Source organism: Limnohabitans sp. Bal53, from assembly GCF_003063355.1.
In the GTDB taxonomy this organism is placed as follows: Bacteria; Pseudomonadota; Gammaproteobacteria; order Burkholderiales; family Burkholderiaceae_C; genus Limnohabitans_A.
The window spans coordinates 488,727-514,338 of record NZ_NESH01000001.1 but is presented as its reverse complement, the minus strand read 5'-3'; the positions used below and the strand labels follow the sequence as shown (position 1 = coordinate 514,338).

27 protein-coding genes are annotated in these 25,612 nt (G+C 60.9%); 13 read left to right on the top strand and 14 right to left on the bottom strand.

Annotated features, from left to right (window positions below; genetic code table 11):
- Positions 1-33: 33 nt before the first annotated feature.
- Positions 34-813, bottom strand: a complete 780-nt coding sequence (locus tag B9Z50_RS02435) for an enoyl-CoA hydratase (protein WP_108362517.1) — start codon at positions 811-813, stop codon at positions 34-36.
- 175 nt (positions 814-988) lie between these two features.
- Here B9Z50_RS02435 and B9Z50_RS02430 point away from each other — a divergent pair, with 175 nt between their 5' ends.
- The 3 genes from B9Z50_RS02430 to paaK all read left to right on the top strand — a co-directional run bounded on the left by B9Z50_RS02430 (position 989) and on the right by paaK (position 3,630).
- A complete protein-coding gene (locus B9Z50_RS02430; RefSeq protein WP_108362075.1) occupies positions 989-1,789 on the top strand; it encodes an enoyl-CoA hydratase-related protein in 801 nt (266 codons plus the stop codon).
- Positions 1,786-2,220, top strand: a complete 435-nt coding sequence (gene paaI / locus B9Z50_RS02425; protein WP_108362074.1) for a hydroxyphenylacetyl-CoA thioesterase PaaI — start codon at positions 1,786-1,788, stop codon at positions 2,218-2,220. The genes B9Z50_RS02430 and paaI overlap by 4 nt, the downstream gene beginning before the upstream one ends.
- Positions 2,221-2,325: 105 nt before the next feature.
- Positions 2,326-3,630: a phenylacetate--CoA ligase PaaK gene (gene paaK / locus B9Z50_RS02420; RefSeq protein WP_108362516.1), complete on the top strand. Its 1,305-nt coding sequence runs from the start codon at positions 2,326-2,328 to the stop codon at positions 3,628-3,630.
- A gap of 1 nt (position 3,631) precedes the next feature.
- On the opposite strand, the gene B9Z50_RS02415 is transcribed toward paaK, so the two are convergent.
- From B9Z50_RS02415 to B9Z50_RS02400, 4 genes are all read right to left on the bottom strand, one after another.
- The gene (locus B9Z50_RS02415) at positions 3,632-5,455 is read right to left on the bottom strand and encodes a M61 family metallopeptidase (RefSeq protein WP_370463048.1); all 1,824 of its coding nucleotides are present in this window, start codon (positions 5,453-5,455) and stop codon (positions 3,632-3,634) included.
- Between the two features lie 254 nt (positions 5,456-5,709).
- Entirely contained in the window at positions 5,710-6,177 is a 468-nt protein-coding gene (locus tag B9Z50_RS02410) for a DUF3429 domain-containing protein (RefSeq protein ID WP_108362073.1), read from the bottom strand.
- Entirely contained in the window at positions 6,174-6,890 is a 717-nt protein-coding gene (locus tag B9Z50_RS02405; RefSeq protein WP_108362072.1) for a DsbC family protein, read from the bottom strand. The genes B9Z50_RS02410 and B9Z50_RS02405 overlap by 4 nt, the downstream gene beginning before the upstream one ends.
- Positions 6,891-6,926: 36 nt before the next feature.
- Complete coding sequence (locus B9Z50_RS02400; RefSeq protein WP_108362071.1) at positions 6,927-8,114, bottom strand: FAD-dependent monooxygenase; 1,188 nt, start codon at positions 8,112-8,114, stop codon at positions 6,927-6,929.
- Between the two features lie 134 nt (positions 8,115-8,248).
- On the opposite strand from B9Z50_RS02400, the gene ychF reads away from it, so the two are divergent.
- Positions 8,249-9,340, top strand: a complete 1,092-nt coding sequence (ychF, locus tag B9Z50_RS02395) for a redox-regulated ATPase YchF (RefSeq protein ID WP_108362070.1) — start codon at positions 8,249-8,251, stop codon at positions 9,338-9,340.
- Between the two features lie 7 nt (positions 9,341-9,347).
- Here the strand turns inward: ychF and B9Z50_RS02390 are convergent, their stop codons facing one another.
- Both B9Z50_RS02390 and B9Z50_RS02385 read right to left on the bottom strand, forming a co-directional pair.
- The gene (locus B9Z50_RS02390) at positions 9,348-10,295 is read right to left on the bottom strand and encodes an alpha/beta fold hydrolase (RefSeq protein WP_233249721.1); all 948 of its coding nucleotides are present in this window, start codon (positions 10,293-10,295) and stop codon (positions 9,348-9,350) included.
- Positions 10,296-10,304: 9 nt separating this feature from the next.
- A complete protein-coding gene (locus tag B9Z50_RS02385; protein WP_108362069.1) occupies positions 10,305-10,778 on the bottom strand; it encodes a YqaA family protein in 474 nt (157 codons plus the stop codon).
- Between the two features lie 188 nt (positions 10,779-10,966).
- Here B9Z50_RS02385 and dusB point away from each other — a divergent pair, with 188 nt between their 5' ends.
- From dusB to B9Z50_RS02355, 6 genes are all read left to right on the top strand, one after another.
- Positions 10,967-12,013 (top strand): tRNA dihydrouridine synthase DusB, encoded by a 1,047-nt coding sequence (gene dusB, locus B9Z50_RS02380; RefSeq protein WP_108362068.1) that lies wholly within the window; start codon positions 10,967-10,969, stop codon positions 12,011-12,013.
- Positions 12,010-12,249 carry a Fis family transcriptional regulator gene (locus B9Z50_RS02375; protein WP_053171959.1) on the top strand — a complete coding sequence of 80 codons (240 nt, stop codon included), beginning with the start codon at positions 12,010-12,012 and terminating at the stop codon, positions 12,247-12,249. Before dusB ends, B9Z50_RS02375 begins: the two co-directional genes overlap by 4 nt.
- A gap of 100 nt (positions 12,250-12,349) precedes the next feature.
- Positions 12,350-13,936 (top strand): bifunctional phosphoribosylaminoimidazolecarboxamide formyltransferase/IMP cyclohydrolase, encoded by a 1,587-nt coding sequence (gene purH, locus B9Z50_RS02370; protein ID WP_108362067.1) that lies wholly within the window; start codon positions 12,350-12,352, stop codon positions 13,934-13,936.
- Between the two features lie 149 nt (positions 13,937-14,085).
- Positions 14,086-14,517: a putative toxin-antitoxin system toxin component, PIN family gene (locus tag B9Z50_RS02365; RefSeq protein ID WP_108362066.1), complete on the top strand. Its 432-nt coding sequence runs from the start codon at positions 14,086-14,088 to the stop codon at positions 14,515-14,517.
- A complete protein-coding gene (locus B9Z50_RS02360; protein WP_108362065.1) occupies positions 14,514-14,750 on the top strand; it encodes a toxin-antitoxin system HicB family antitoxin in 237 nt (78 codons plus the stop codon). Before B9Z50_RS02365 ends, B9Z50_RS02360 begins: the two co-directional genes overlap by 4 nt.
- Positions 14,751-14,805: 55 nt before the next feature.
- The gene (locus B9Z50_RS02355) at positions 14,806-16,053 is read left to right on the top strand and encodes a DEAD/DEAH box helicase (RefSeq protein WP_108362513.1); all 1,248 of its coding nucleotides are present in this window, start codon (positions 14,806-14,808) and stop codon (positions 16,051-16,053) included.
- Here the strand turns inward: B9Z50_RS02355 and B9Z50_RS02350 are convergent.
- The 5 genes from B9Z50_RS02350 to B9Z50_RS02330 form a co-directional block, all read right to left on the bottom strand.
- Entirely contained in the window at positions 16,050-17,369 is a 1,320-nt protein-coding gene (locus B9Z50_RS02350; RefSeq protein WP_108362064.1) for a TRAP transporter large permease subunit, read from the bottom strand. The genes B9Z50_RS02355 and B9Z50_RS02350 overlap by 4 nt on opposite strands.
- A 43-nt stretch (positions 17,370-17,412) precedes the next feature.
- A complete protein-coding gene (locus B9Z50_RS02345) occupies positions 17,413-17,940 on the bottom strand; it encodes a TRAP transporter small permease (RefSeq protein ID WP_233249720.1) in 528 nt (175 codons plus the stop codon).
- Positions 17,940-18,908 carry a TRAP transporter substrate-binding protein DctP gene (gene dctP / locus B9Z50_RS02340; RefSeq protein WP_108362063.1) on the bottom strand — a complete coding sequence of 323 codons (969 nt, stop codon included), beginning with the start codon at positions 18,906-18,908 and terminating at the stop codon, positions 17,940-17,942. Before dctP ends, B9Z50_RS02345 begins: the two co-directional genes overlap by 1 nt.
- A 73-nt stretch (positions 18,909-18,981) precedes the next feature.
- Positions 18,982-20,526 carry an indolepyruvate oxidoreductase subunit beta family protein gene (locus B9Z50_RS02335; protein ID WP_108362062.1) on the bottom strand — a complete coding sequence of 515 codons (1,545 nt, stop codon included), beginning with the start codon at positions 20,524-20,526 and terminating at the stop codon, positions 18,982-18,984.
- Positions 20,523-22,670 (bottom strand): indolepyruvate ferredoxin oxidoreductase subunit alpha, encoded by a 2,148-nt coding sequence (locus B9Z50_RS02330; RefSeq protein WP_108362061.1) that lies wholly within the window; start codon positions 22,668-22,670, stop codon positions 20,523-20,525. Before B9Z50_RS02330 ends, B9Z50_RS02335 begins: the two co-directional genes overlap by 4 nt.
- Before the next feature lie 162 nt (positions 22,671-22,832).
- Here B9Z50_RS02330 and B9Z50_RS02325 point away from each other — a divergent pair, with 162 nt between their 5' ends.
- Complete coding sequence (locus B9Z50_RS02325; protein ID WP_108362060.1) at positions 22,833-23,747, top strand: LysR family transcriptional regulator; 915 nt, start codon at positions 22,833-22,835, stop codon at positions 23,745-23,747.
- A gap of 113 nt (positions 23,748-23,860) precedes the next feature.
- Here the strand turns inward: B9Z50_RS02325 and B9Z50_RS02320 are convergent, their stop codons facing one another.
- Entirely contained in the window at positions 23,861-24,193 is a 333-nt protein-coding gene (locus B9Z50_RS02320) for a DUF6172 family protein (protein WP_108362059.1), read from the bottom strand.
- Positions 24,194-24,330: 137 nt separating this feature from the next.
- On the opposite strand from B9Z50_RS02320, the gene B9Z50_RS02315 reads away from it, so the two are divergent.
- Positions 24,331-24,615 carry a hypothetical protein gene (locus B9Z50_RS02315; protein WP_146183144.1) on the top strand — a complete coding sequence of 95 codons (285 nt, stop codon included), beginning with the start codon at positions 24,331-24,333 and terminating at the stop codon, positions 24,613-24,615.
- Positions 24,581-25,084, top strand: coding sequence for a TA system VapC family ribonuclease toxin (locus tag B9Z50_RS02310; protein ID WP_108362057.1), 504 nt, complete (start codon positions 24,581-24,583; stop codon positions 25,082-25,084). Before B9Z50_RS02315 ends, B9Z50_RS02310 begins: the two co-directional genes overlap by 35 nt.
- Here the strand turns inward: B9Z50_RS02310 and B9Z50_RS02305 are convergent.
- Positions 25,078-25,584: a hypothetical protein gene (locus B9Z50_RS02305; protein WP_233249719.1), complete on the bottom strand. Its 507-nt coding sequence runs from the start codon at positions 25,582-25,584 to the stop codon at positions 25,078-25,080. The genes B9Z50_RS02310 and B9Z50_RS02305 overlap by 7 nt on opposite strands.
- Positions 25,585-25,612 lie beyond the last annotated feature (28 nt).

The following is a 25,612-nucleotide window of genomic DNA, read 5'->3' as shown; positions in this document are numbered from 1 at the left end:
CAAGCGCCAGCTGGCCGGGCGGTATGCAGGCTTTCAGCCGTTGATGAACTTCGGCGCGCGCTTGTTCAAAAACGCGTCCATGCCTTCTTTTTGGTCGGCGGTGGCAAACAGGCCGTGGAAGAGGCGGCGCTCGAACATCACGCCGTCGCTCAGGCCGCTTTCAAACGCGCGGTTCACGCTTTCCTTGGCCGCCATGGTGGCCAGTTGGCCATAGCCGCAAATCATCAGGGCGGCGCCCAGGGTTTCGTCCATCAGTTTGTCCAGCGGCACCACCCGGCTGACCAAGCCGCCACGTTCGGCCTCCGCCGCATCCATCATGCGGCCCGTCAGCACCAAATCCATGGCCTTGGACTTGCCCATGGCACGCGGCAAGCGCTGCGTTCCGCCTGCGCCAGGAATGATGCCGATTTTGATTTCGGGTTGACCGAATTTGGCGTTGTCGGCGGCGATGATGAAGTCGCACATCATGGCCAGTTCGCAACCGCCACCCAGGGCAAAGCCGCTGACGGCTGCGATCACGGGCTTGCGGATGCTGCGAATGGTTTCCCAGTTGCGGGTGATGAAGTCGTTTTTGTAGACCTCGTGAAAATTGAATTTCGCCATGGCCGAGATGTCGGCGCCCGCTGCAAATGCTTTTTCGCTGCCCGTGATGACGATGCAGCCAATGGCCTCATCGGCGTCAAAGGCTTTCAGGGCCAGGCCCAGTTCGTCCATCAGGGCGCCGTTCAGGGCGTTCAGTGCCTTGGGGCGGTTCAGGGTGATGATGCCAACTTGGCCGCCTTCGGTGCGGACTTCGATGTTTTCGTAGCTCAAGGTTTTCTCCAGCAGTGGGGTCAAATCAAAGGGTGACTATAACCACGCCCGGTGTACCGAAGCTGTCGCTCTGGCGCTGGGCCTGCCTGCTTTAACCCTGGGCAAAACACTAGGGAAAACATTCACCAACCGTGCGGTCGGTTAATGGTACAGTCTCCGGTCCAGGAGACACAAGATGACCGAATCGACTGCAACGGTGTTGTACGAAACGCGAGGCGCCGTGGCGCTCATCACCCTCAACCGCCCGCAAGCGCTCAACAGTTTCACCCGCGCCATGCACCACGATCTGTGGTCCGCGCTCGATCAGGCCGAGGCCAATCCGGCCATCCGTGCCGCCGTCATCACTGGCGCAGGTCGCGGCTTTTGCGCCGGGGCCGATCTGTCTGACTTTGATTTCACACCCGGCTCCAACCAGGTTGAACGAGCCGACCCCGGCCCCATCATCGACCAGGCCTTTAACCCCAGCACGCGCCGTTTGCAGTCGCTGCGCATGCCCACCATTGCCGCCGTCAACGGCGTGGCCGCCGGGGCAGGTGCTTCGATGGTCATGGCCTGCGACATCGCGATCGCAGCGCCGAACGCCAGCTTCATTCAGGCTTTCAGCAAGATCGGTTTGATTCCCGATGCCGGCGGCAGCTGGTTGTTGGTCGAGCGCCTGGGCCTGGCCCGCGCCATGGCCTTGGCCATGACGGGCGACAAACTGACCGCCGAAAAAGCCAAGGACTGGGGCATGATCTGGGACGTGGCCGAGGACCCGCTGGCCAGCGCTTTGGCCTTGGCCGAGCGATTGGCAAACATGCCCACCAAAGCTTTGGTGGCCACGCGCGCTTTGCTCCAGTCGGCCACCACCCGAACCCTGTCCGAGCACTTGGACACTGAGCGCGACACCCAGTCGGCCCTGGGCCGCACGCACGATTATTTTGAGGGCGTTCAAGCCTTCCTCGAAAAACGCAGCCCCCAATTCAAAGGCGAATGATGAGCGACCCTAAAGCACTGGCTCAGTTGGTGGGCGAGACCATGTTCGCCGTCGATGTGGCGTCCAAAGACACCATGGGCATGGAACTGCTGGCCTGCGAGCTCGGCCGCGCCCTGATGCGGATGACAGTCAAAGAACTGCACCTGAACGGTCACCAAATTTGTCATGGCGGCTTCATCTTCACCTTGGCCGATTCGACCTTTGCCTTTGCTTGCAACAGCTACAACAAGAACGCGGTGGCCGCAGGTTGCAGCATCGAGTTTCTGAAACCCGGCAAGCTGGGCGACGTGCTGACCTGCGAGGGCGTGGAGCAAACGCTGAGCGGTCGCCATGGCATTTACGACATGAAAGTCACCAACCAGAACGGTGAAGTGATCGCCATGTTCCGTGGCAAGAGTGCGCAGATTGCGGGCACGGTGGTGCCGGAGTGAGCACGGCCACATGCACTAGCCCAAGGTCCCATGGCAGACCGCCAAAGCACCTTCACGCCCCCCATTGAACACCGCCCCCAAAGATTGTTGAATCCGGAGTCCTTCATGAGCCAAAAAGCCTTCCCCCTGGAGCCGATTGAAAAGGCCAGCATCGACGAAATGCGCAGCTTGCAGCTCAAGCGCCTGCAGCAAACGCTGCAGCACGCCTATGCCAACTCGCCCGTGTACCGCGCCAAGTTTGATGCCGCAGGCGTGCACCCGAGCGACTGCAAAACCTTGGCCGACATCGCCAAGTTCCCGTTCACCACCAAATCCGACCTGCGCGACAGCTACCCCTTTGGCATGTTTGCCGTGCCGCGCGAAAACTGCGCCCGCATTCACGCCTCAAGCGGCACCACGGGCAAACCCACCGTGGTGGGCTACACCCTCAAAGACATCGACACCTGGTCCACCGTGGTGGCCCGCAGCATCCGCGCAGGCGGTGCCAAGCCGGGTGACATGGTGCATGTGAGCTATGGCTACGGCCTGTTCACCGGCGGCATGGGCGCGCATTACGGCGCAGAAAAACTGGGCCTCACGGTCGTGCCTTTTGGCGGAGGCCAGACCGAGCGCCAGGTGCAGCTGATTCAGGATTTCAAGTCCAACATCATCATGGTCACGCCCAGCTACATGCTGGCGATTGCCGATGAGTTTGAGCGCCAGGGCATTGACCCCAAGAGCAGCTCGCTGCGCATTGGCATCTTCGGCGCTGAGCCTTGGACCAACGACATGCGCGCCGCCATCGAAAAACGCATGGCCATCGACGCGGTCGACATTTACGGTTTGTCTGAAGTCATGGGTCCGGGTGTGGCCAGCGAGTGCATCGAGACCAAGGACGGCCCGACCATCTGGGAAGACCATTTCTACCCCGAGATCATCCACCCCGAAACCGGTGAGCCTGTGGCCGATGGCGAAATGGGTGAGTTGGTGTTCACCAGCCTCACCAAAGAAGCGCTGCCCATCATCCGTTACCGCACCCGCGATCTGACGCGCCTGTTGCCGGGCACGGCACGCCCGAGCATGCGCCGCATGGAAAAGATCACCGGCCGCAGCGACGACATGATGATCATCCGGGGTGTGAACGTGTTTCCCAGCCAAATCGAAGAGCTGATCTTGAAGCGTGCCGAGTTGGCCCCGCACTACCAGTGCGTGCTCACCCGCGAAGGCCCGATGGACGACCTCAAAGTGCTGATCGAGACCAAGCCCGGCGTGTCTCCCGAGAGTCTTGAAGCCCGTGCGGCGGCCAAGCAACTGCAGCACGAGATCAAGGTCTACATTGGCTCCAGCGTGGCCATCGAGCTCAAGCCCGAAGGCGGCGTCGAACGCAGCCAAGGCAAGGCCAAGCGCGTGGTGGACTTGCGCGGCAAGTGAATCAGACCGCAGGCCATTGATCGGCCGCGCGGTCTTTGGGCACGCTCAGCTGCCAGTGGCTCGCCTGTGCAGGCACGGTGAGTGGCAAGCGCAGCAGGCGTTTGTCGCGTGAGACCAGAGCGCTCAACTGGCGCTCTTGGCCCAGCAAGGCGGGCAGTTCGTCGAGTTTGCCCAGTCGCCAGCTGCCGCCTTGTCCCTTGGCCCCCACATCCAGGCCCAGCCACTCGTCGCCTGCAGCCAGGCCCGCTGCTTCGGCGGCGCTGCCGCGCAGCACCACTTTGACCTGCACGCTGCCAGCGGCTTCGCTCACGCGCACGCCCAGGCGCTGCGCCATGCCCGAGGTCTCGGCTTCCACGGCGATGCCATGCGCCGTGAGCAGCTCGCGCAGTGGCAACTCTTGTGTGCTGTGCGCCCAGCGCTGGATCTCGAGGGCCCAGCTGCGGCCGGTCACGGCCTGCAATTCATCGAGCAGGTCTTGCTCGCGCATGGGGCCGGCTTTGCAGCGCTTCCACAGGCCCCGCATCACGGTGTCGAGCGTGTGGCCCTCGGTTTTGAATTCGCGGCGCAGCGTCAGGTCCAGGCACAAAGCCACCAGTGCGCCCTTGGTGTAGTAACTCACGGTGGCGTTGGCGGTGTTTTCATCCTGACGGTAGTACTTGACCCACGCGTCAAAGCTGGACTGCGCCACGCTTTGCACATGGCGGCCGGGGGTTTGCTGCACCTGCAAGAGGGTCTTGCCCAGCAGACCGATGTAATTGGCGTCGTCAATCAGCCCTGCGCGGCGCAGCAAGATGTCGTCGTAATAGCTGGTGAAGCCTTCAAAAAACCACAGAAGCTGGGTGTAGTTTTCCTGCGTGTAGTCGTAGCGGGCAAAGGCGTCGGGGCGCAGCTGCTTGACGTTCCAAGTGTGAAAGTACTCGTGGCTGATCAGGCCCAGCAGCGTGGTGTAACCCTCTTGCTTGCGCGGGCTGCCAGACAGGCCGGCGTGGCGCGGCAAATCATCGCGCTTGCAGATCAGGGCGGTGCTGTTGCGGTGCTCCAGCCCGCCATAGCCGTCGTGCACGGCGTTGAGCATGAACAGGTAGTTTTTGTGCGGCGCTTTTTTACCCGCGGCCTTGCCCGATCCATGCCAAAAGTGAATGGCTGCCTCGCAGATTTTTTGCGTGTCGGCCAGCAGGCGGTTACCGTCAAAGGAGGGCAGAGCGCCCGCCACCACAAAGCGATGCGGCACACCGCAGGCGTTGAAACTACCGCTCCAGAATGCACCCAGCTCTACCGGGCAGTCCACCAGTTCGTCGTAGTTGGCGGCTTGGTAAAGCCCAAAGCCTTTTTTGTCGGTTTTGACAGGTGTCAAGCCCGTGGCAGCCTGCCAATTGGGCTGTTTTTTGACAGGAGGCAGCTGCAGTTGGTGCGGCGCTTGTTCTTGTCCGTGCACCCGCAGGCACACACTCGTGCCATTGAAGAAACCGCGTTGGCTGTCCAGCCAAGCGGTGCGCACAGAGTTGTCAAAGGCATAGACCTCGTAGCTCAGCACCAGGGGCTGATCACTTTTGCACGCGATGGTCCAGCTGCATTTGTCTTGCTGCTGTGTCGGCACGCTGTGGCGGCCTTGTTTGGCACTCAGGTTTTGCAAGTTTTTGGAGAACTCGCGCACCAGATAACTGCCCGGAATCCAGACTGGCAGCGACACGGTTTGCTGCGCCGCTGGTAGAGGAACAGTCAGCGTGATCTTGAACAGATGCGCATGCAGGTCGGCGGCTTCAACGGTGTAGTGGATGGCGGTCATGGGCAAGTCAGGGGTGGAGTGGGGCGGTGGTGGGTTCATGTTGCAGCAAAACAGCAGACATGGATCGCTTCGTGCCTCGCGATGACGGGTTTTTTTCGATTCGCTTTGTGCCTCGCGATGACGGATTCTTTTCGGTGCGCTTTGTGCTTCGCGATGATGGGTTTTTTCGGTGCGCTTTGTGCTTCGCGATGACGGATTCTTTTCGGTGCGCTTTGTGCTTCGCGATGATGGTTTTATCTCAGTTCGCTTCGTGCGTGGAGATGACGGTTTTTAGAGTTCTTGGTGGCGGTGGCTCATGTGGCGCCCGCGGCCAAAAAGCAACTCAAGCTGGCCACGGTGGTCAATTGCAACCGCATCGGCAGCCAGGGTGCCAGGCCGGCAGCGGGCCAGGTTCGGTGGTCCATCACATAGCAGCCGATCAGCACAAAACCCAGCAGCGGCAAACCTGCAAAAGCGGGCATCATCACGCCCACCCAGGCGAGCAGTGAAGGCATAACGCCCCAAGTGAAGTGGATGCGCGGTGCGTTGGGGTGGATCAAGGCGTTGCGAAAGCCCACACCCCAATGGATACCCCCTAAAAACGACACGATCACCGCGCCATAACCTTGCATGGACAGCGCCACATAAGGGTGCAGCTCAGGGCCAACCAGCCACAGGCACAAGGCCAGAAATACAAAGGGGATCAGCCCGGCATAGCCCAGTCGGCGGATCAGCCGCCAGGTCGGGTCTTCCGTACTTGAGGTGGAGAGGGGGGACGTCATTTGCCCTCGGCGAGCATTTTTTCAACTTGGGCCATGGGCACGGCACCGGGGACACGGGTGCCATCTGCAAACAAGAGCAACGGTGTGCCGGTGATGCGATTTTTCTGGCCAAAGGCCACGATCGAGTCCACCGCCGAGGCGTCGCAGTTGGCGGTTGGCGGGGTCGTGCCGTTGATCATCCAGTCGTTCCAGACCTTGGCCTTGTCTTTGGCGCACCAGATGTTCTTGGATTTGGTCTTGGAGTCTTCACCCAGGATGGGGTAGAGGAAATGGTAGATCGTCACGTCATCGAGCTTTTGCAGGTCTTTTTCGAAGCGTTTACAAAAGCCGCAGTTGGGGTCGGCGAACACGGCCAGTTTGCGTTTGCCGTCGCCCCGCACCTGGGTGAAGGCGTTCTTCAGAGGCAACTGGTCAAAGGGAATGGCCGAGAGTTTGTCCATGCGCTCTTCGGTCAAGTTGCGCTTTTGCCGCACGTCAATCAGCGCGCCCTGGATCAGGAAGTTGCCCGTGGCATCGCTGTACATCACTTCGTTGCCCATGCGGATTTCGAACAGGCCGTTCATGGGCGTTTTGCTCACCTCGTCGATTTTGGGCAAGTTGGGCAGGCGCTCGCTCAGGTTTTTGCGGATGGCCGCTTCCTGGGCCATCACGCTGCCCAGCGACAGGGCGGTGGTGGCCACGATCAGGGCCAGTTTGGAGAGGGTGAACTTCATGAGAGAGGCTTTCGGGTTCAAAAAAAGAAGGACAAATCAGCTTGCGGACTTGGCGCGGGCTTGGGCGGGCGGTGTGCTTTGGCCCATGGCGCGTTGCGTCATCCAGTGTTTGAGTGGGCCGCTGCGGTCAAAGCCGCGCATGCCCCAGTTGCGCAGGTTTTGCCACAACGGGCCGGGCTGCGAAAACAGGCGCTGCAGGCCATCGGTGACCAGGCCCATGGCCTGCACGTCGGCTTGGCGTGCCCGCTCGTAGCGGCGCAGCAGTTTGGGGTCGTAGAGAGGCCGCCAAAATTCCTTGGCACGGATGACTTGCACCAGCTCGGCCGCATCGGCCAGGCCCACGTTCAGGCCCTGACCAGCCAAGGGGTGCAGGGTATGGGCCGCGTCACCGGCCAAGGCAAAGGCTTGTTTGTTTTGGCCAGGCATGGGGCCGATCCAGCGCTCTGCCCGGGCCAGTTGCAGCGGCCACACGGCACGCTCGGCCGACAGCTGCATACCGCCCAAAGCCTGGCCGCAGGCCCCGGTCAGCGCTGCAGCAAAGTCTTCGGCGTTCAGTCCCATAAGCTCTTGCGCCCGCTGCGGGTGAACCGACCAGACCAGCGCAACTTCGCGCCCGCCTTCGCCCCCCAGGGGCAGCAGGGCCAGCACTTCGGCTTGGGGCTGTGTCAAGCCGGGTGCATGGCTCCAGCCAAACCATTGCCGGGCGATGCCCTCGTGCGCTCGCTCGCACACCAGCCGGGTGGCCAAGGCGTGTTGTTCGTAATGGGTGATGTCAAAGCTCACGCCCAGCTCGGCGCGCGTCTGGCTGGCGCGGCCCTCACACACCACCGTCAGCGGTGCGGCCACCGGGGCCTGCACCACTTGGATTTGCGGCTGGAACTGCACGGCCTGGGTCAGCAGCGCTTGCAGCACGGGCACATCCACCATCCAGTTGAGCTCGCCCACACCATGGTCTCCCGCGCCAAAGTGGAGCAGGCCGCCATCGTCGCCCCACACCTGCATCTGGTGCACGGGGGTGACGGCGGGCGCTTCGGGCCAGCAGCGCAGGTCTTGTAACAAGGCCTTGGCGGCGCCGTTGAGTGAATAAGCACGCACGTCACGGGTGGCGGAGGGGGCGGGGGCGTCGACCAAGGCCACGTTCAGCCGCTCGCGCGCCAGCAGCAAAGCCAGGGTGCGGCCCACGATGCCAGCGCCACGGATGCAAATGTCAGGGGGAAGAGCCATGCCCGCATTGTAAGGAGGCGGCCTATCGCGCGGGGCCGCCGGGGACTTTGGGGCTGGGCCGGTAGCCCCGGGCTGAGCCGTTAAAATCGCGGGCTGATTTCCGAATCTACCCCCCGAATCACCGAAAGCCTTCCATGAGCCTCAAATGCGGCATCGTGGGTCTGCCCAATGTGGGCAAATCCACCCTTTTCAACGCCCTGACCAAAGCTGGCATCGCCGCTGAAAACTACCCCTTCTGCACCATCGAGCCCAACACGGGTGTTGTCGAGGTGCCCGATCCACGCTTGCAGCAGTTGGCGGACATCATCACGCCTGAGCGCATCGTGCCGGCCATCGTCGAATTTGTTGACATTGCGGGTCTGGTGGCTGGGGCCAGTACAGGCGAGGGCCTGGGCAACAAATTTTTGGCCCACATCCGCGAGACCGACGCCATCGTCAACGTGGTGCGCTGCTTTGAAGATGACAACGTCATCCACGTCGCCAACAAGGTCGACCCGATTGCCGACATCGAGGTCATCCAGACCGAGCTGTGCCTGGCCGACTTGGCCGCTGTCGAGAAAGCCATCCACCGCGTTAGCAAAATCGCCCGCTCTGGTGACAAGGACGCGGTCAAGCAAATGGCCATCCTGGAAAAGTGCCAAGCCGCCCTGAATGACACCCAACCGGTGCGCACCATCGACTTCAGCAAAGAAGAACGTGCGGAACTCAAGCAGTTCTTCTTCATCACCGCCAAGCCCGCCATGTTCGTGGCCAACGTGTCGGAAGACGGCTTCGAGAACAACCCTTTCCTCGACCGCCTCAAGGCTTTTGCGGCCAAGCAAAACGCGCCCGTGGTGGCCATCTGCGCCAAGATCGAAGCCGAGTTGTCCGAGATGGACGACTCTGACCGCCTGGAGTTCTTGAAGGAAATTGGCCAGGACGAACCGGGCCTGAACCGCCTGATTCGCTCGGCCTACAGCTTGCTGGGCTTGCAAACTTACTTCACAGCGGGTGTGAAAGAAGTGCGCGCCTGGACCATTCGTGTGGGCGACACCGGCCCACAAGCTGCGGGCGTGATCCACACCGATTTCGAGAAGGGCTACATCCGTGCCCAAACGATCGCGTTTGACGACTTCATCGCCTTCAAGGGCGAGCAAGGCGCCAAAGACGCGGGCAAGATGCGTGCGGAAGGCAAGGACTACGTCGTCAAGGATGGCGATGTGATGAACTTCTTGTTCAGTTCCTGATTCGGCGTCAAGGCGGCAGGCTTAAAAACCTTTTCACCGCCTGCACCGTCGCCTCGGGGTCCTCTTCGTGGGGCACATGACCCAAGCCTTCAAAGACCTGCAGCTGGCTGTCTGTGATGTCTCGCTGAAAACTTTGACCGTGCTCGGGCGGAATCAGCCGGTCTTCGCTGCCCCACAGAATCAAAGTGGGCAGACGCAGTTTAGAAATTTGCCCAGCCAATGCGGCATCACTGCTGCGGTACTGAAAGCGTTGCACCAAGCTGGCTCGGTTGCCTTCGCGCAGCGTTAGGTCGTGATAACGATCCACCAGGGCTGGGCTGACTTTTTCTGGCTGGCCATAGACGTTGCGCACGCTGGCTTCAATCATGGACCGGGGCAGAATGTTCTGCGTCAGCGGCGCCAGCCATGAAATTTGGGCCAGTCGAAAACCGATGGGCATGGATTGGGGTTGCAAGGGGTAGCCCGTGGCATCGACCAGCACCAACTGGCTCACCCGTTTTGGGTGGGTCAGTGCGGTTTGCCAAGCAATGCCACCACCCAGCGAGTTACCGGCCAACACGGCCTGGTCAATGTTCAGTAAGTCCAGTAAATCCGTTATGAAGCCGGTATATCGCGCCATGCTGTAGTCGCCATCGGGAGCGGGGCCGGTCAGACCGAAGCCGGGCAAGTCCATGCGAATCACGCGCCGATGTGGGTTCAAAGCGGCCACCCATCCGTCCCAAGTGTGCAAGCTGGCCGAGGTGCCATGGATCAACACCAAGGGGTTCGGGTCATCACGTGGTCCCTCGTCGCGCACATGCACTTGCATGCCTTGCAGGCTCACAAAGTGTGAGGGCGGTGCAGCCCAGCGTGCCTTGAGGGCATCCACCGGAACATCTGGTGCCCATGTCCATGCCAAAGCGCCCAACAAGGGCAGCCCCAAAGCGATCAACACAGTCCAGAAGCGGGAGATCACGTGCGAACCTCAGTGGGTGGGGAAAAGCCAAACCAAGCCACCGGTCATGAGCAGGTAGCGGAAAAACTTGCCAATCGCCATGTAGAGCGTGCATGGCCAAAGGGGCATCTTGAGCCAACCGGCCACCGCACACAGCGGATCGCCCACGCCGGGCAGCCAGCTGAGCAAACAGGCTTTGGGCCCCAGCTTTTCCAGCCAGGCCAGGGCGCGGATGTGTGTGCTGGAGTCGCGCCACTTGTTGACCGCTTGGTGGGTGCCCCAGCCCATCCACCAGCTGACCATGCCGCCCAAGGTGTTGCCTGCCGTGGCCACCAAAATCGCGGGCCAAAACAGTTCAGGGTTGAGCTTGACCAGGCCAAACACCGCAGGCTCCGAGCCCATGGGCAGCAGGGTGGCCGAGATGAAGGCGATCACAAACACGGTGCTCAGACCGTATTGCGGCAAGGCCAGCCATTGCATTAAGTCGTTGAGCCAAAGTTCCATGAACTCAGTGTAGCGGGGTGCCAATGGCCATCAGTCGCGGGGTCATTGTGACTTTCTGTTGATTGCGGCAGTTTCAGCTGACAACATTCTTGAAGGCTTCTAGCACACCCAGCTTTCATTTGCTGAAATATTAAGCAATTACAATCGTACCTCTTCGTTCAGTCCCCCCCAAATACGCACCTCCAGTCATGCAGATAGGCCAATACCTATTGCCGAACAACTTGTTTGTCGCCCCCATGGCCGGGGTGACGGACAGGCCGTTTCGTCAGCTGTGCAGACAGTTCGGGGCGGGCTATGCGGTGAGCGAGATGGTGACCTCGAGGCCAGATCTGTGGGCATCGCTCAAAACTTCGCGGCGTGCCAACCACGAAGGGGAGCCGGGGCCCATTGCGGTGCAGATCGCAGGCACCGAGGCGCAGATGATGGCCGACGCCGCCCGCTACAACATCGACCGGGGCGCCCAGATCATCGACATCAACATGGGATGCCCAGCCAAAAAGGTTTGCAACAAATGGGCCGGATCTGCCCTGATGCAGGACGAGCCGCTGGCACTGGAGATCATTTCTGCCGTGGTGCAAGCCGCCTTGCCGCACGGGGTGCCCGTGACATTGAAAATGCGCACCGGCTGGTGCGACACCGAAAAAAACGCCCTGAGCCTGGCCCTTGCCGCGCAAAGCGCTGGGGTTCAGATGGTCACCGTGCATGGCCGCACCCGCGAGCAAGGCTACAAAGGGTTTGCTGAATACGACACGGTGGCCGCGGTCAAGGCCGCTTTGCGCATCCCGGTGGTGGCCAATGGCGACATCGATTCGCCCGAAAAAGCTCGCGATGTGCTCAAGTTCACCGGGGCCGACGCAGTCATGATCGGCCGCGCCGCGCAAGGCAGCCCTTGGATCTTCCGTGAAATCGGACACTTTTTGGCAACGGGCGAACACCTGGCAGCGCCTTTGGTGGCCGAGGTGCGCCGTGCCTTGTTGGAGCACCTGCAAGACCATTACAGCCTGTATGGCGAATACACCGGTGTGCGCTCGGCGCGCAAACACATCGGCTGGTATGTGCGCACGCTGCCCGGTGGCGCCGCCTTTCGCGAACACATGAACACCTTGGAGACAGCAGCCGGGCAACTGGCTGCCGTGGCCGCTTATCTGGACGGCTTGGCCGATCAGATGGAGCGTTTGCCCCAGCGCATGGCCTTGAGCCCAGAGGCCTGCACCGATTTAGAGACCACGCCATGAGCGAACCCCAATCCATTGAAAACTGCATCCGGGACAACCTGGACATTTACTTTCGCGACCTGGACGGCACCGACCCCACAGGCCTGTATGACATGCTGGTCAAGCTGGTCGAAAAGCCGTTGCTGGACGTGGTGATGACCCAGTCGGGCCAAAACCAGTCGCGTGCGGCCGAATGGCTGGGCCTGAACCGCAACACCTTGCGCAAGAAACTGCTCGAACACGATTTGTTGAAATGAAGCTGGCGTCGCCTGCTGCCGCCCGGCTCACTTGAATACCTGCCGAAACCCTTTACCCCGGCTCCGCCTTGAATACCTCTGAATTTTGAAGAAAGTCCCCATGCGCGCCCTGATCTCCGTCTCTGACAAAACCGGCATCGTCGAACTTGCGCGTGATTTGCACGCCTTGGGCGTAGGCCTGATCTCCACCGGCGGCACCGCCAAGCTCTTGGCCGACCAAGGTCTGCCTGTGACCGAGGTGGCCGAGGTCACCGGCTTCCCCGAAATGCTGGACGGCCGTGTCAAAACCCTGCACCCCAAGGTGCACGGCGGCTTGCTGGCCCGCCGCGACACACCCGAGCACATGGCTGCTTTGGAGGCGCACGGCATCGACACCATCGACCTGCTCATCGTCAACCTCTATCCGTTTGAAGCCACTGTGGCCAAGCCTGGCTGCACGCTGGCCGACGCGATCGAGAACATCGACATCGGTGGCCCCGCCATGGTGCGCAGCGCCGCCAAGAACTGGAAAGACGTGGGCGTGGTCACCGACGCCAGCCAATACGCGGACGTGATGGCTGAACTCAAAGCTAACGGCAAACTGAGCGACAAACTGCGTTTTGCCTTGTCCGTGGCCGCGTTCAACCGCATCAGCCAATACGACGGCGCGATCAGCAACTACCTCTCCAGCGTGAACTTTGAAGCCGAGAAGCTGAGCGAAAACTACGTGCCCGAGCGCGCCCAGTTCAGTGGCCAATTCAACGAGCAATACGTGAAGGTGCAAGACCTGCGCTACGGTGAAAACAGCCACCAGCAAGCCGCTTGGTACCGCGACCTCGCGCCTGCGGACGGCTCGCTGGCCACTGGCGTGCAGCTGCAAGGCAAAGAGCTGAGCTACAACAACATCGCCGACGCCGACGCGGCGTGGGAATGTGTCAAGAGCTTCGAGGCCACCGCCTGCGTGATCGTCAAACACGCCAACCCCTGCGGCGTGGCCGTGGGCGCCAGCGCACTCGAGGCCTACAGCAAGGCCTTCCAAACCGATCCCACCAGCGCGTTTGGCGGCATCATCGCCTTCAACCGCCCGGTGGACAAAGCCGCTGCCGAAGCGGTGAGCAAGCAGTTCGTCGAAGTGCTCATGGCCCCCGACTTCAGCGCCGAAGCGCTCGAAGTGTTCAAGAGCAAAGTCAATGTGCGCTTGATGAAAATCGCCTTGCCCGCGAACTACGGCGACGTGCGCAACGCGCTGGAAACCAAGCGCGTGGGTTCAGGCCTGTTGCTGCAAAGTGCGGACAACCACGAGCTGGCTTTGATCGACATGAAAATCGTCACCGTCAAACAACCCACGCCTGAAGAACTGCACGACCTGCTGTTTGCCTGGAAAGTGGCCAAGTTCGTCAAATCCAACGCCATCGTGTTCTGTAAAAACGGCATGACCATGGGCGTGGGCGCAGGCCAAATGAGCCGCCTGGATTCCGCCCGCATCGCGAGCATCAAGGCCGAAGCGGCGAAGCTGAGTCTGCAGGGCACCGTGGTCGCCAGCGACGCCTTTTTCCCCTTCCGCGACGGCCTCGACGTGGTGGTGGATGCAGGCGCCACCTGCGTGGCCCAGCCCGGTGGCTCCATGCGCGATCAGGAAGTGATTGACGCGGCGAACGAGCGCGGTGTGGCGATGGTCTTCACCGGTGTTCGCCATTTCCGTCATTGATTAATCCAAGGTGAGGGATCTCTTCTATCAGTCCCTCATCAAGGATTGGGGGCACGGGAAATCGCACTGCCCATGACATCCGAGTGAGGGGTTGTGGAAAGTCGCTTACCCATCCATGCGACCATATCGCTGATATCATTGGCAACATCATGAAAGCCATGTTGCTGGACACCAATGTGCTGGTTGCCGCCTTGAGCAGTGCTCGGGGCGCGTCTTATGCACTGCTCCAAGCGGTCGCTTCGGCGCGTTTGCGCATGGTGGCGTCGCCCGCTGTGTGGCTTGAATACGAGTCGGTCCTCAAGCGTGATGAGATACGTGCCTTGCACGGTTTTTCTGTTGACCAAGTGGATGCGTTTTTGTCCGCCTTGGCCGTGTGGGTGGAGCCTGTGATCTTGCATTACATCTGGCGGCCACAGCTGCGAGACCCGGGTGATGAAATGGTGCTGGAGGCCGCTGTGAACGCACGGGTTCACGCCTTGGTCACCTGCAATGTGAGAGATTTTTCGATGGTCGCGCCTCGTTTTAGCCTGGCCGTCAAAACGCCAGCCCAGGCTTTGGCCTTTTTGGAGGATGCCCTATGAGTACCTTTGCCCTTCGCTTGCCCGACTCTTTGTACGCCCATGCGCGCAAGCTGGCGGAACAAGATCAGGCCTCACTCAACCAGTTCATCACCGTGGCCGTTGCTGAAAAGGTGTCGGCCCTGAATGCAGCGGCTTTTTTTGCCGAGCGGGCTGGTGCCGCCAAGCCGGGCGATTTGGCCAGTTTTTTGGCGATGGTGCCCGACCGTTCTCCGCTGGAGGGTGATGAGCGATGAGTCGTGTCACCTTGATCCTTTCCCTGTCGCCATTTTTTGAGGATCAGGCATGAGCTTGAGTTTTGACCAACTCGGCCTGACCCCCGCGCTTTTGCGCGCTGTGGGTGACATGGGCTTGTACGCCCCCACCCCCATCCAGGCCGAGGCGATGCCGGCTGCCCTGAAATTGGCCGATGTGTGGGCCACCGCACCCACCGGTTCGGGCAAGACGCTGGCTTTTGCGCTGCCGCTGTTGCAGCACCTGCTGGCCTCACCGCGCCAGACCAATTTCCGCCGCCCCGTGCGCACGCTGGTGCTGGTGCCCACGCGCGAACTGGCGGTGCAAGTGGGCGATGTGCTGGCCCATCTGGCGTACAAGTTGCCCCAGTCGCTCAAGGTGAACACGGTGTTTGGTGGCGTTTCGGTCAACCCCCAAATGATGGCGCTGCGCGGCGGGGCCGACATTGTGGTGGCCACGCCGGGTCGTTTGCTGGACCTTGTTGACCAGAATGCTGTGCGCCTGGCCGATGTGCAACACCTGGTGCTGGACGAAGCCGACCGCTTGCTGGATTTGGGCTTTGCCGACGAGTTGCAGCGTGTGCTGGCGCTGCTGCCTGCACAGCGGCAAACCTTGTTGTTCTCGGCAACGTTTGCGCCCGAAGTGGAGGCTTTGGCGGCCAAGCTGCTGCGCGATCCGGTGCGCATCACGGTAGAAGCCTTTGAGGGCCATAAGCCGGACATCACGCAACGCGCCATCCGCGTGGACGAAAAAAGCCGCACCACCTTGCTGCGCCACTTGATCACCGAAAACGGTTGGAAACAGGTGCTGGTGTTTGTGGCCACGCGTTACGCCTGCGAGCATGTGGCGAACAAGCTTTACAAGGCGGGTGTGTTTGCCACGCCTTTTCATGGCGAGATGAGCCAAGGCGCACGGCAGGAAGTTTTGAGCGAGTTCAAGGCGGGCCGCTGGGATGTGGTGGTCACCACCGACCTGGCCTCACGCGGCATCGACATTGCGATGCTGCCCGTGGTGGTGAATTACGACCTGCCGCGCTCGGCTACCGATTACACCCACCGCATTGGCCGCACAGGCAGGGCGGGTGCGCATGGTGATGCGGTGAGTTTTGTCACGGCGGCCGCGCTTGCGCACTGGCAGCTGATCCAGAAACGCGAAAGCCTGGAACTCGCTTTGGAGCAAGTGCCAGGCTTTGAGCCCACCGAAACCCCGCCACCGCCTTCCCCCGGAAATGGCGGCATCAAGGGTTCACGACCGAGCAAGAAAGACAAGTTGCGGGCAGCGGCGGCTGCAAAAAAGGGGCCTTAAGCCATCCAGCCGGGTAACCAGGTAGCGATGCCCGGCACCATGAAGACCGCCACCAACAGCAACACGCTCATGGCCAAGTAAGGCGTGACCGCCAAGAAAATTTGTCCCATGCTCACAGAGGGCGGTGCCACGCCGCGCATGGTCATGAGCAGCAAACCAAACGGGGGCGACAACAAGCCCAGTTGCATGCAGATCAAAAACAGCACACCAAACCACACCGGGTCCACACCCAGTGCGGTGATGATGGGCATGTAAATGGGCAGGGTGATCATCATCATGCTGACCTGATCGATGAAGATGCCCAAGAAGATCAGGAACAGCATCATGCCGATCAGGATGTGCTCTGTGGACAGGCCTTGCCCTGTAATGAGCTGCACCAAGCCCGAGCTGGCCCCGGAGAATGACAGAATTTGCGCGAAGGTGGTGGCCCCCAAAATGATGAACAAGATCATGCCGGAGATGCCCGCTGTGCCCTTGAGCGCCTTGAGCACGGCTTCCCAGCGCAGCTTGCCATAAAGCGCTGCCAACACCATGGTGGCAAAGGCCCCGAGCGCCGCGCACTCGGTGGGCGTCGCCCAGCCTGCGACCAAGGCCCCCACGACCACGGCAAAGATGGAGAGCGTGGGCAACACATAGGCAAAAAACAAACGCCAGCGTGCCCAGCCGTGGTGTTGCTCTGCGTTGGGGTCTTCCGGGGCCAAATGGGGACTCAGGCGCACCCGCACCACAATCCAGACCACACAGGCCACCGACAGGATCAGCCCTGGCATGATGCCGCCCAGCAAGAGTTTGGAGATGGAAATCCCAGACAAAGAGCCCAGCAAGACCGTCAAGGCCGAAGGCGGAATCAGCATGTCCACAGCGCCAATCGCCATGATCGGGCCTGTTGCCATGGTGGGGTGGTAACCGCGTGCCAGCATCACGGGCAGCATCAGCGCCCCCAGCATGGCCGTGGTGGCAATGGTGGAGCCTGAGATGGCCGAAAACACCGTGCCCGCCACCACCGCTACCACCGCCAGGCGTCCAGGCACGCGCACGATCAGACGCTCAATGCCGTCGATCACCTTCACAGCCAAACCGGTATGAAACAAAATCTCGCCCATCAGTACGAACAGCGGAATGGGCGTGAGCGCAAAGGCCGTGACCGAACCCACGCTGTTGCGCACCAATTGCACCAGACCGGGCTCACCCCCCATGTAGAGCACGGCCCCGATGATGTTGATGCCCAAAAAAGTCAGCGCCACAGGCATGCCCATGAACAGCAGCAGGGTGGAGCCGCCCAACATCAACCAGGCTGCGATTTGCCAACTGCTCATGTGCAGACTCCAGACGGGACCAATAAAAACATGGGCAACAGATTCAAGCCGCGCTCACCGCATCTTGGCGCGGACCGCGCTCGGCCTGCAGCAGGCGGTGCATGCGAAACACCATCTCGATGGACAACAGCACAAACACCACAGGCAATGGGGCCAGAGACCACCACTCGGGCGTGACCAGGGTTTTGATGCTGAGCGAGCCTGCCGCATAACTGGCCCAGGTCGCTTGCGCGCCGTACCAGGCCAGCACCAGGCAGCAGCACAAACCCAACACATCGCCCACCCACTCCAGCGCCCAGGCGGCTCGAAGAGGAATGGCCTGCAGAACAATGTCCACCCGGATGTGCTGGCCCTGGCGCAGCAGCCATGGGGCCACGCACATCGTGATCAGGTAGAGCATGAGTTCAGACACCTCGTTGCTCCAGGACAGCCCCAGCGGCATGCCTGGAATGGCCAAGTTGCGCAGGGCCACATCGGCCACGATGATGAGCATCATGGCCAGCAGCAGCAGGCAGCCCAGCAGGGCCAGACCCGACAGCCACCGGCCAAAGCGCTCAGACAGCGCTTGCATCATTTGGAGAACAGGGCCTTGAACCGGGCCGCCACTTCAGGGCTTTGCTTGGCAGCGCCGGCCCAACCCACTTCGTAAGCTTTGTCGCGGTAGGCCTTGCTGGTGGCCGCATCAAAGCTGATGGTCTGGATACCAGCCTTGGACTGGCGAGCGATTTCTTCAGCCCCGTAACGCGCCCAGAACGTGTTTTCTGCTTCGAGTGCCAGCAACTGTTTTTGCAGGTAGTTGCGCTGCGTGTCGGTGAGTTTTTTGTAGGCCGGCAGGTTCATGATCAGCGAGACCTCGGCGTCGTAGAAGCCCGGGTCGATGCGGAACTTGGTTTTTTCATGCCAGTTGAAGTCAAAAATGCCGCCAATGGGCCAGCCATAGCCGTCCACCACACCACGCTCCAGCGCGGTGTAGACCTCGCCGGGTGGCGTGGTGATCACGCTGGCATTCAGCGCTTGAAAGAAGTCGCGGTAGACGGGCGTGATGCGGATTTTTTGGCCCGTCAGGTCGGGCTTGTCGACCTTCTTGTTGGTGTAGATGTGAAAAGGCTGGTTCTCGACCATGCGGGCCAGATACTGCATGTTGCCCTTCTCGTTCCAGACCTTGTTGATCGCATCAAAGGCCCCGTTCTTGCGCTGCTCGGCCACCGGGATTTGGGTCAGCTTCAAGAAGTCGGCTTCGGGCATCACGTTCGTATAAAACGCACCGGTGTTGAGCGCCATGTCGACCACGCCGGTTTTGACCGCGTTGCCCAGTTCAAACGAAGGAATGGCGCGCGGGCCACCAATGAAGTTGATTTGCAGCACCCCTTTGCCCTCGGCGTTGACCTTGTTGATCCAGGGCTGCAGGCGTTGCACGTAGATGCCGTTTTCAGCAAATCCGCTGATCAGGCGCAAAGTGACCTCTTGCGCCAGCGTGGCCGAGGTGGCGCCGAGCGCCAAAACCAGTGCCGTGGCCTGGGTGAGTAAACGTCGTTTCATGGGCTTGTCTCCTGTTGTGGTTGGGGGTCGGTGGGGAACTTTTAGGCTTGCTGAGCAGGTCACTGTCCGGTCGTTATGCGGGGGCCAGTTGATGCACGGCTTGGTCCAGGGCCTGGCCACTGTCGTCGGCCAGGGCCGCTTTGCGCAAAGCGCTCAGGCGGTTGGCTGCGTCGGGCAGTTGCTGCAGGCGCGGCAAGGTGGTCATGAGTTTTTCAAAGTGCCGCCAGCCACGGGCATGGGTGTCGCCGTAGCCTTTGACCAGTTGCTGCGCGCGCAGCACCTCCAGGGCCAGCTCGGCATGCTGGGGCAAAAGTTGCAGGGCTTGCGCCCACCAGGCTTCGATGCGTTGCTGCTCGGTTTGGTAACGCAACGACACGGGGCGGATGCGACGCAGGCTGGCCACAAAATACAGCAACAAAAATCCTCGCAAGGAGCTGGTTTGCACCACGCGGCCTTTTTGCGTGAAGCGGCCCACCACGGCGCGACCAGCCGTGGAGCCCAGCAACCAGCGGCCCAAACCTGCCGGCAAGGTGTCGGCAATTTCTTCCAGACGCGGGTGCATGAATTCGTGGATGTCGATCAATTGCGACTCGTTCAAACTCACTTCCTGGCTGACGCGCGCAAAACGTGAGCGGCGTGTTTTCAAATCGGCCACACGCACCGTGTCTTCGTAAGACATCCACAGCGCCAAGTGCCGAGCGCCTTCGCGCAACACTTCAGCGGCCATTGACGGTGCCAGCGATGCCGAAGCCAGCCCTTGCGCCATGTCCTGCAAGCGCCGTGCATACAGCGTGGCGTATCCCACATCTTGGTAATCGGCCAGTCGCGTCAAACCCGAGGCGATGACTTCGTGGGCCGAGGGGGCGAATGCGCCTTCGAGGCTTTGCGCCAAGGCCTGCAGCTTGGGGCCCACTTGGCGGTGCAAAGGCAGCGCAACAGGTGTGGCATCGGCCACGCTGGCTGTGCTGGGGTGCAGCGCCTGCATGGCGGCATCAAATCCTGCGGCAAATGCCTTCAGGCTGGTTTTGACACCCACGCCGCTGCGCTCAATCGTGGCCTCGAATTGCGCCCTGGAAAACGGCAGGCGCTCGCTGGCCGCCAGCGCCCCATACAAGGCGGGCGCGATCAGGCTGCCGGTTTGCTCGGCCAGCTTGGCAAAGTCGGCGCTGATGAACAACTTGGCAGCCGCTTGTGCACCGGCGAGCAGCTTGGCCTCGTCCACTCGCCCATCGCCCATGGCGGTGCGCTCGGTCATGGAATAGACGCGGTGCGAGGAGGCGATGAAGGTGGTCTTGTGGGGGTCCACCAGCCCGCGTTGCAGTGCGCGACCGGCTTCCATCAATTCGGAGGCCAACACGATGTCCACCTCGCCAGGGAAGGGACTGAGTGCCATCACGGGCATCTGGCCTGACGGCGATGCCGACTGCGGGTACATCTCGATGTAGTAAATCGTGGCCCCGGTACGCTGCGCCACACCCGGCACCGAGGTGGTTTGTGCCCAGTGGCCATTGTGCTCGGCCAGGTCCACCAGCCAGTCGGCCAGCACACCGCCGCCTTCACCACCCATGGCCAAAATGGCCAGGCTGATGATGCCGGGTTGGCTTGCATTCTTGTTCATGCGGCAATGCCTTCCAGACGGCGCTCGATGCGGTTTTGCAGCCAGCCAATGACCCGCTGGCGCAGGCCTTGTTTGAAGCGGTCCCAGGCGCTGGGGTTGTTGATGATCTCGGCCCGGTAAAACGAAGGGCAAAGCACCGCCGCGTGCGCGACCTCGCCGCACAGGCCACAGCCCACGCAGCTGTCGGCCACAGCGGCCACCGGGTCTTGGCGCAGCGGATCGGGGTTGGGCTTGATGCTCAGCGATGGGCAGCCCGACAGGCGAATGCACGAGTGATCGCCGGTGCAGGTGTCGGGGTCGATGCCAAAGCGCTCGCGCACCACGCGTTCGCCTTTTTGGATGCGCTGGCGAATCAGCGGCTTGACGCGGCGCTGACGGTTGAGCATGCACTCGCTTTGCGCCACGATCACCTTGGGGCCTTGCTGCTGGGTGGTCAGGGCGTCACGCAAAGCCTGGCGCATTTGGTCCAGGCTGTAGGTGTTGGTCACGGTCTTGACCCACTCGACACCCACGCCGCGCACGGCTTTTTCTATCGGGTTGTTGGTGTTGCGAATCGGGTTGATGGCTTTGGAGGAAAGCACATCCTGCCCGCCGGTGGCGGCCGAATAACCGTTGTCCACCACCAGCAGCAAGTTGTCGGACTGGTTGAACACTGCGTTGCCCACACCGCTGGTCAGGCCGTTGTGCCAAAAGCCCCCGTCGCCCATGATGGAGACGGTGCGTTTGCTCGTCTCGTTGGTGTTGAAAGCCGATGCTCCTGCCCAGCCCAAGCCATAGCCCATGGTGGTGGCACCGATGTTGAAGGGCGGAAGGATCGAAAACAGGTGGCAGCCGATGTCGCAGCTGACATGGTGCTGGCCCAGCTCTTTCTCGATCATCTTGATGGCCGTGAAGATGGGCCGTTCGGGGCAACCGGTGCAAAACGAGGGTGGGCGAGGGTGCACCTGGGCCACGGCTTCGCTGATCGCCAGTTGGTTGCTTGCTTGAACTGCGGGCACCGTTGCAGGCAGCAGGTGCGCTGCGTATTGCGCGATGAACGCCCGGATGCCTTTCAGCACCACCCCACCGGTGTATTCGCCGCCCATGGGCAACACATCCTTGCCGTGCACCTCGGTGCTCAAGCCCGCTTTGTGCAGGATGCTGTGGATGTTTTGTTCGATGAAATCGGGCTGGCCTTCTTCGACCACCAGCAAGCCACGCTTGCCTGTGCAAAAGCGCTTGAATTCGTCGTCCACCAACGGGTAGGTGATGTTGAGGACGTACAGCGGGATGTCGGTTTGGCCGAAGTCGTCTGCCAGGCCCAGCAACTGAAGGGCGCGCACCACGCCGTTGTACAGGCCGCCTTGCAGCACGATGCCAAAGTCCTGCGCGCCTTCAGAAAAGAATTCGTTGAGCTGGTGTTCCTGAATGAATTGGACCGCCGCGGGCCAGCGCTTGTGGGTTTTTTCTTGTTCATGCAGGTAGCTGGCCGGTGGCAGCACGATGCGGTTGACATCGCGTTTGGGGTTCTCGATCGCATCCTTGAGTGTGAACTGGGGCCGCACGTTGTCACGGGTGGGAAAGCGGCCATGCACATGGCAAGCTCGGATGCGCAACTCCAGCATCACGGGGGTGTTGCTGGCCTCGGACAACTCAAAGCCTTTTTCCACCGCGTGAACGATGCTGGGCAAATTGGGGCGTGGGTCGATCAGCCAGACCTGCGACTTCATGGCAAAGGCGTGCGAGCGCTCTTGCATGATGCTGGAGCCTTCGCCGTAGTCCTCGCCCACGATCAGCATGGCCCCACCGGTGACGCCACCCGAAGCCAGATTGGCCAACGCGTCCGACGCCACATTGGTGCCCACGGTGGATTTGAAGGTGACCGCGCCTCGCAAAGGGTAATTGACCGAGGCGGCCAAAGTGGCGGCGGCCGTGGCTTCTGAGGCGCTGTGCTCAAAATGCACGCCCAGCTCTTGCAGGATGTCGTTGGCGTCGGTCAGCACATCCATCAGGTGCGAGATCGGTGCACCCTGGTAGCCCGCCACATACGACACGCCCGACTGCAGCAAAGCCTTGGTCACGGCCAAAATGCCTTCGCCATGGAACTCATCGCCATCGCCCAAGCGCAGTTTTTGAACTTCTTGAACAAATGAGCGCTCAGCCATGCCCGCAACCTTTCACGGGGCTTGGAACCCCTCAGTGACCCATTGAATGGATTTCAATGTAGGCCAGCTGCAGGGGCTGTGCAAATGGATTCTTCCAATGGTGTACATTGATGTTGTGAATAATTAGTGGCAACCCTTATTTGTTTGGGCCATGGGGTCAGCATGAATTTTCGGCAACTCGATCTGAACCTTTTGCGGGTGCTGGTGGCCATCCACCGCACAAGCTCTGTCACGGCGGCGGGCAAGGCTCTGGCCTTGTCTCAGCCTGCCACCAGCAATGCTTTGGCCCGATTGCGTGAATTTTTTGGCGATGAATTGTTTGTGCGCTCACCCGCTGGTTTGCAGCCCACGCGGCTGTGTGAACAACTGGCGCCCGCCATGCAGTCGCAATTGCTGGCCATGGAAAGCTTGCTGCTCAACCACCAGCCCTTCAACGCCCAAAGCAGCCAGCGCCATTGGCGTTTGTCTTTGTCCGACTTGGGTGAAATTTTGTTTTTGCCGCGCCTGACCTCGGCGCTGCGCCACGAATCCCCGCATGCGAGTTTGTCCAATGTGTCGGTGGACGCATCCCAAGTGGCGGCTTCCCTGGAGTCGCGAGACATCGACATGGCCATCGGCATCCTCAAGCCGCAACACCGGGGCATACGCAGCCAGTTGCTGTTCAAAGAACGCTACATGGCCATCTCTTCCAAAGACTGGTCACCCACACCCCGGGGGCGCGGGCGCACGCTCAGCCCTGCGCAATTGGCGCAAGCGAATTTTGTGGTGGTCTCGCCCACAGCGACCTTCCATGGGAGTGTGGAAAAAATGCTGGCCGGCATGAAACTGCAAGACCGCATTCTGGTGCGTCCCCGCCACTTTGGCGCGATCGCCGAGCTGGCGCAAAACACCGATTTGCTGTGCATCGTGCCCGAGATGTACGCCCGCGAACTGAGCCAGCGCGTTCAGTTGCAGATGTGGACCATCGAAGACGCGCCTGTGTACGAGGTCAACCTGGTTTGGCACAGCAGTACCGAGCAGGACTCGGATCAGCAGTGGATGCGGGGCGTGATCGAGCGGCTGTTCACGCGCAATTGACGTGCAAACAAACGCTGTTTTGATGCCGATTTCTCAAGGGTGAATGGCGATGTATGGCAGGCGATGTATGGCAGACCTGACGTTCACCCATGCAAGATCTGTCGCTTTTCGACTCAATATCCGTGGTCATCGACCGGTTGATCCAGATCATCAAGGCCTTGTGCCTTGATCACGCGCACGCCGTGCTTGCTCAAAATCTCCACATACACCGATGAAGCGCCTGTTTTGGCCGCAGCATCTACCGCTTCGATCACGGCACCCACACGCACCACTTCCGCGCTGTCGGCGCTCAGGCCCACCTTGCAGTCAAAGTCCCAAAAGTCCACGCCCTTGGGCAGGGCGCGGTTGCGCTCGCGCTTGAAGTATTTGCGGATTTCGTGTTTGACGGCTTCGAGCACGCGGTCGGGGTGCTTGCCTTCGGCTTGCAGGGGGAAATTCTTTTTCATGGGGGGTCCTGAGGGATGGGCAAGCGCCCGGTCCGGACGTGAATGCAGGGGCGAATTATCGCCGTTTTGCCGGGTGCACCTTGGCTCTTGGGTGGTCTGTCTTGCGCATTTTTATGCGTTCATGCAAAAATGCAGACATGCGTACTTCACTTGATTTTCCTGACGCGCTGTTCAAGCACCTCAAAACCCGGGCCGCCCAAGAGGGCCGGACCCTGCGCGACCTGGTCATTGAGCTGGTGGAGCGGGGCTTGACCGCCCGCGAAGTGGTGGACCCGCAAAAGCGATTTCTCGCGCGCCCGCCGGTGATTCCAAGCCAAGGCCCCATGGCCCTGCCGGAGAGCCAAATGACCAACGCCGACCTGTACGACTTGATCAACGAGGAAGACGATGAGCGAACCATCCAGCTCTTGGGGCGTGGCTGAGGCCTCGGCCAACTGGCGATTGGCAGCGGGCGATTTGCTCGATGTCAATGTGTGGGTGGGGCTGTGCAGTGCCGCTCACCCGTTTCACGCTGAGGCCATGCGCTATTGGCAATCGGCATGCGAAGCAGAAACGCCTTTGTGGTTTTGCCGCAGCACCATGATGGGTTTGGTGCGCTTGCTCTCGCAGCCCCGGGCGATGGGCCCCAATGTTTTGAGTCTGACGCAGGCCATGGCCATGTACCGCCAATGGTTGGAAACGCCGGCTGTGGGTTTGCTGGCCGACCCGCCCGGTTTGGATGACGCCATTGCGCAGTTGCTGGGGCGTCGCGGTGAGCCCCAGCCCATTCGCTTGTGGACCGACATGTGCCTGGCGGCCACAGCCCAAAGCGCAGGCCTGCGCATGGTCACTTTTGATCGAGACTTCGAGCGATTTGGACTGGAACGCTGCTGGGTTCTGCCCAGTCAGTGACCTGACTGAAACCGAAATTTCAGCTGAAAACTGACCGCACCATAGAGCCGGTCTTTGAGCGGCGGCACCAGCGCCACGTTCAGGCCCCAGTGCTGGCCTTCCAGGCTGGCGGTGGGGATGAGGGCGGGAAACCAGCCGCCCTCATAAGCGTTGGGATAGCCGTTGAAAGCCCCGGCCACCACGCCCATCTTCACGCCAGCCCAAGTCCAGGGCTGGTAATAAGCACCCACATAGTTGGAGTGGGCGTTGTTGCTGTTGAGAAAACGCCCGGCTGTGGCCGACCAGGTGTCGTCGATGCGGTATTCGACGCCGATGCCGGGGTTGGCGTTGCGCAGCCCTTTGTTCGTGTCAAAGTGCGCCGAATAAAACCCGGCGTTGACCCACAGGCGGCTGGCATCGAACTCGGCTTTTGCTGCGCCGCCTATTGTGCACAGCACAGCCAAGCTGACGGCTTTGAGGGAAGAGCCCAAGACCAGATCAGATGAAACCGGGAATTTCACAAGCGTCACTCCCAAGAAGCCCACGCTG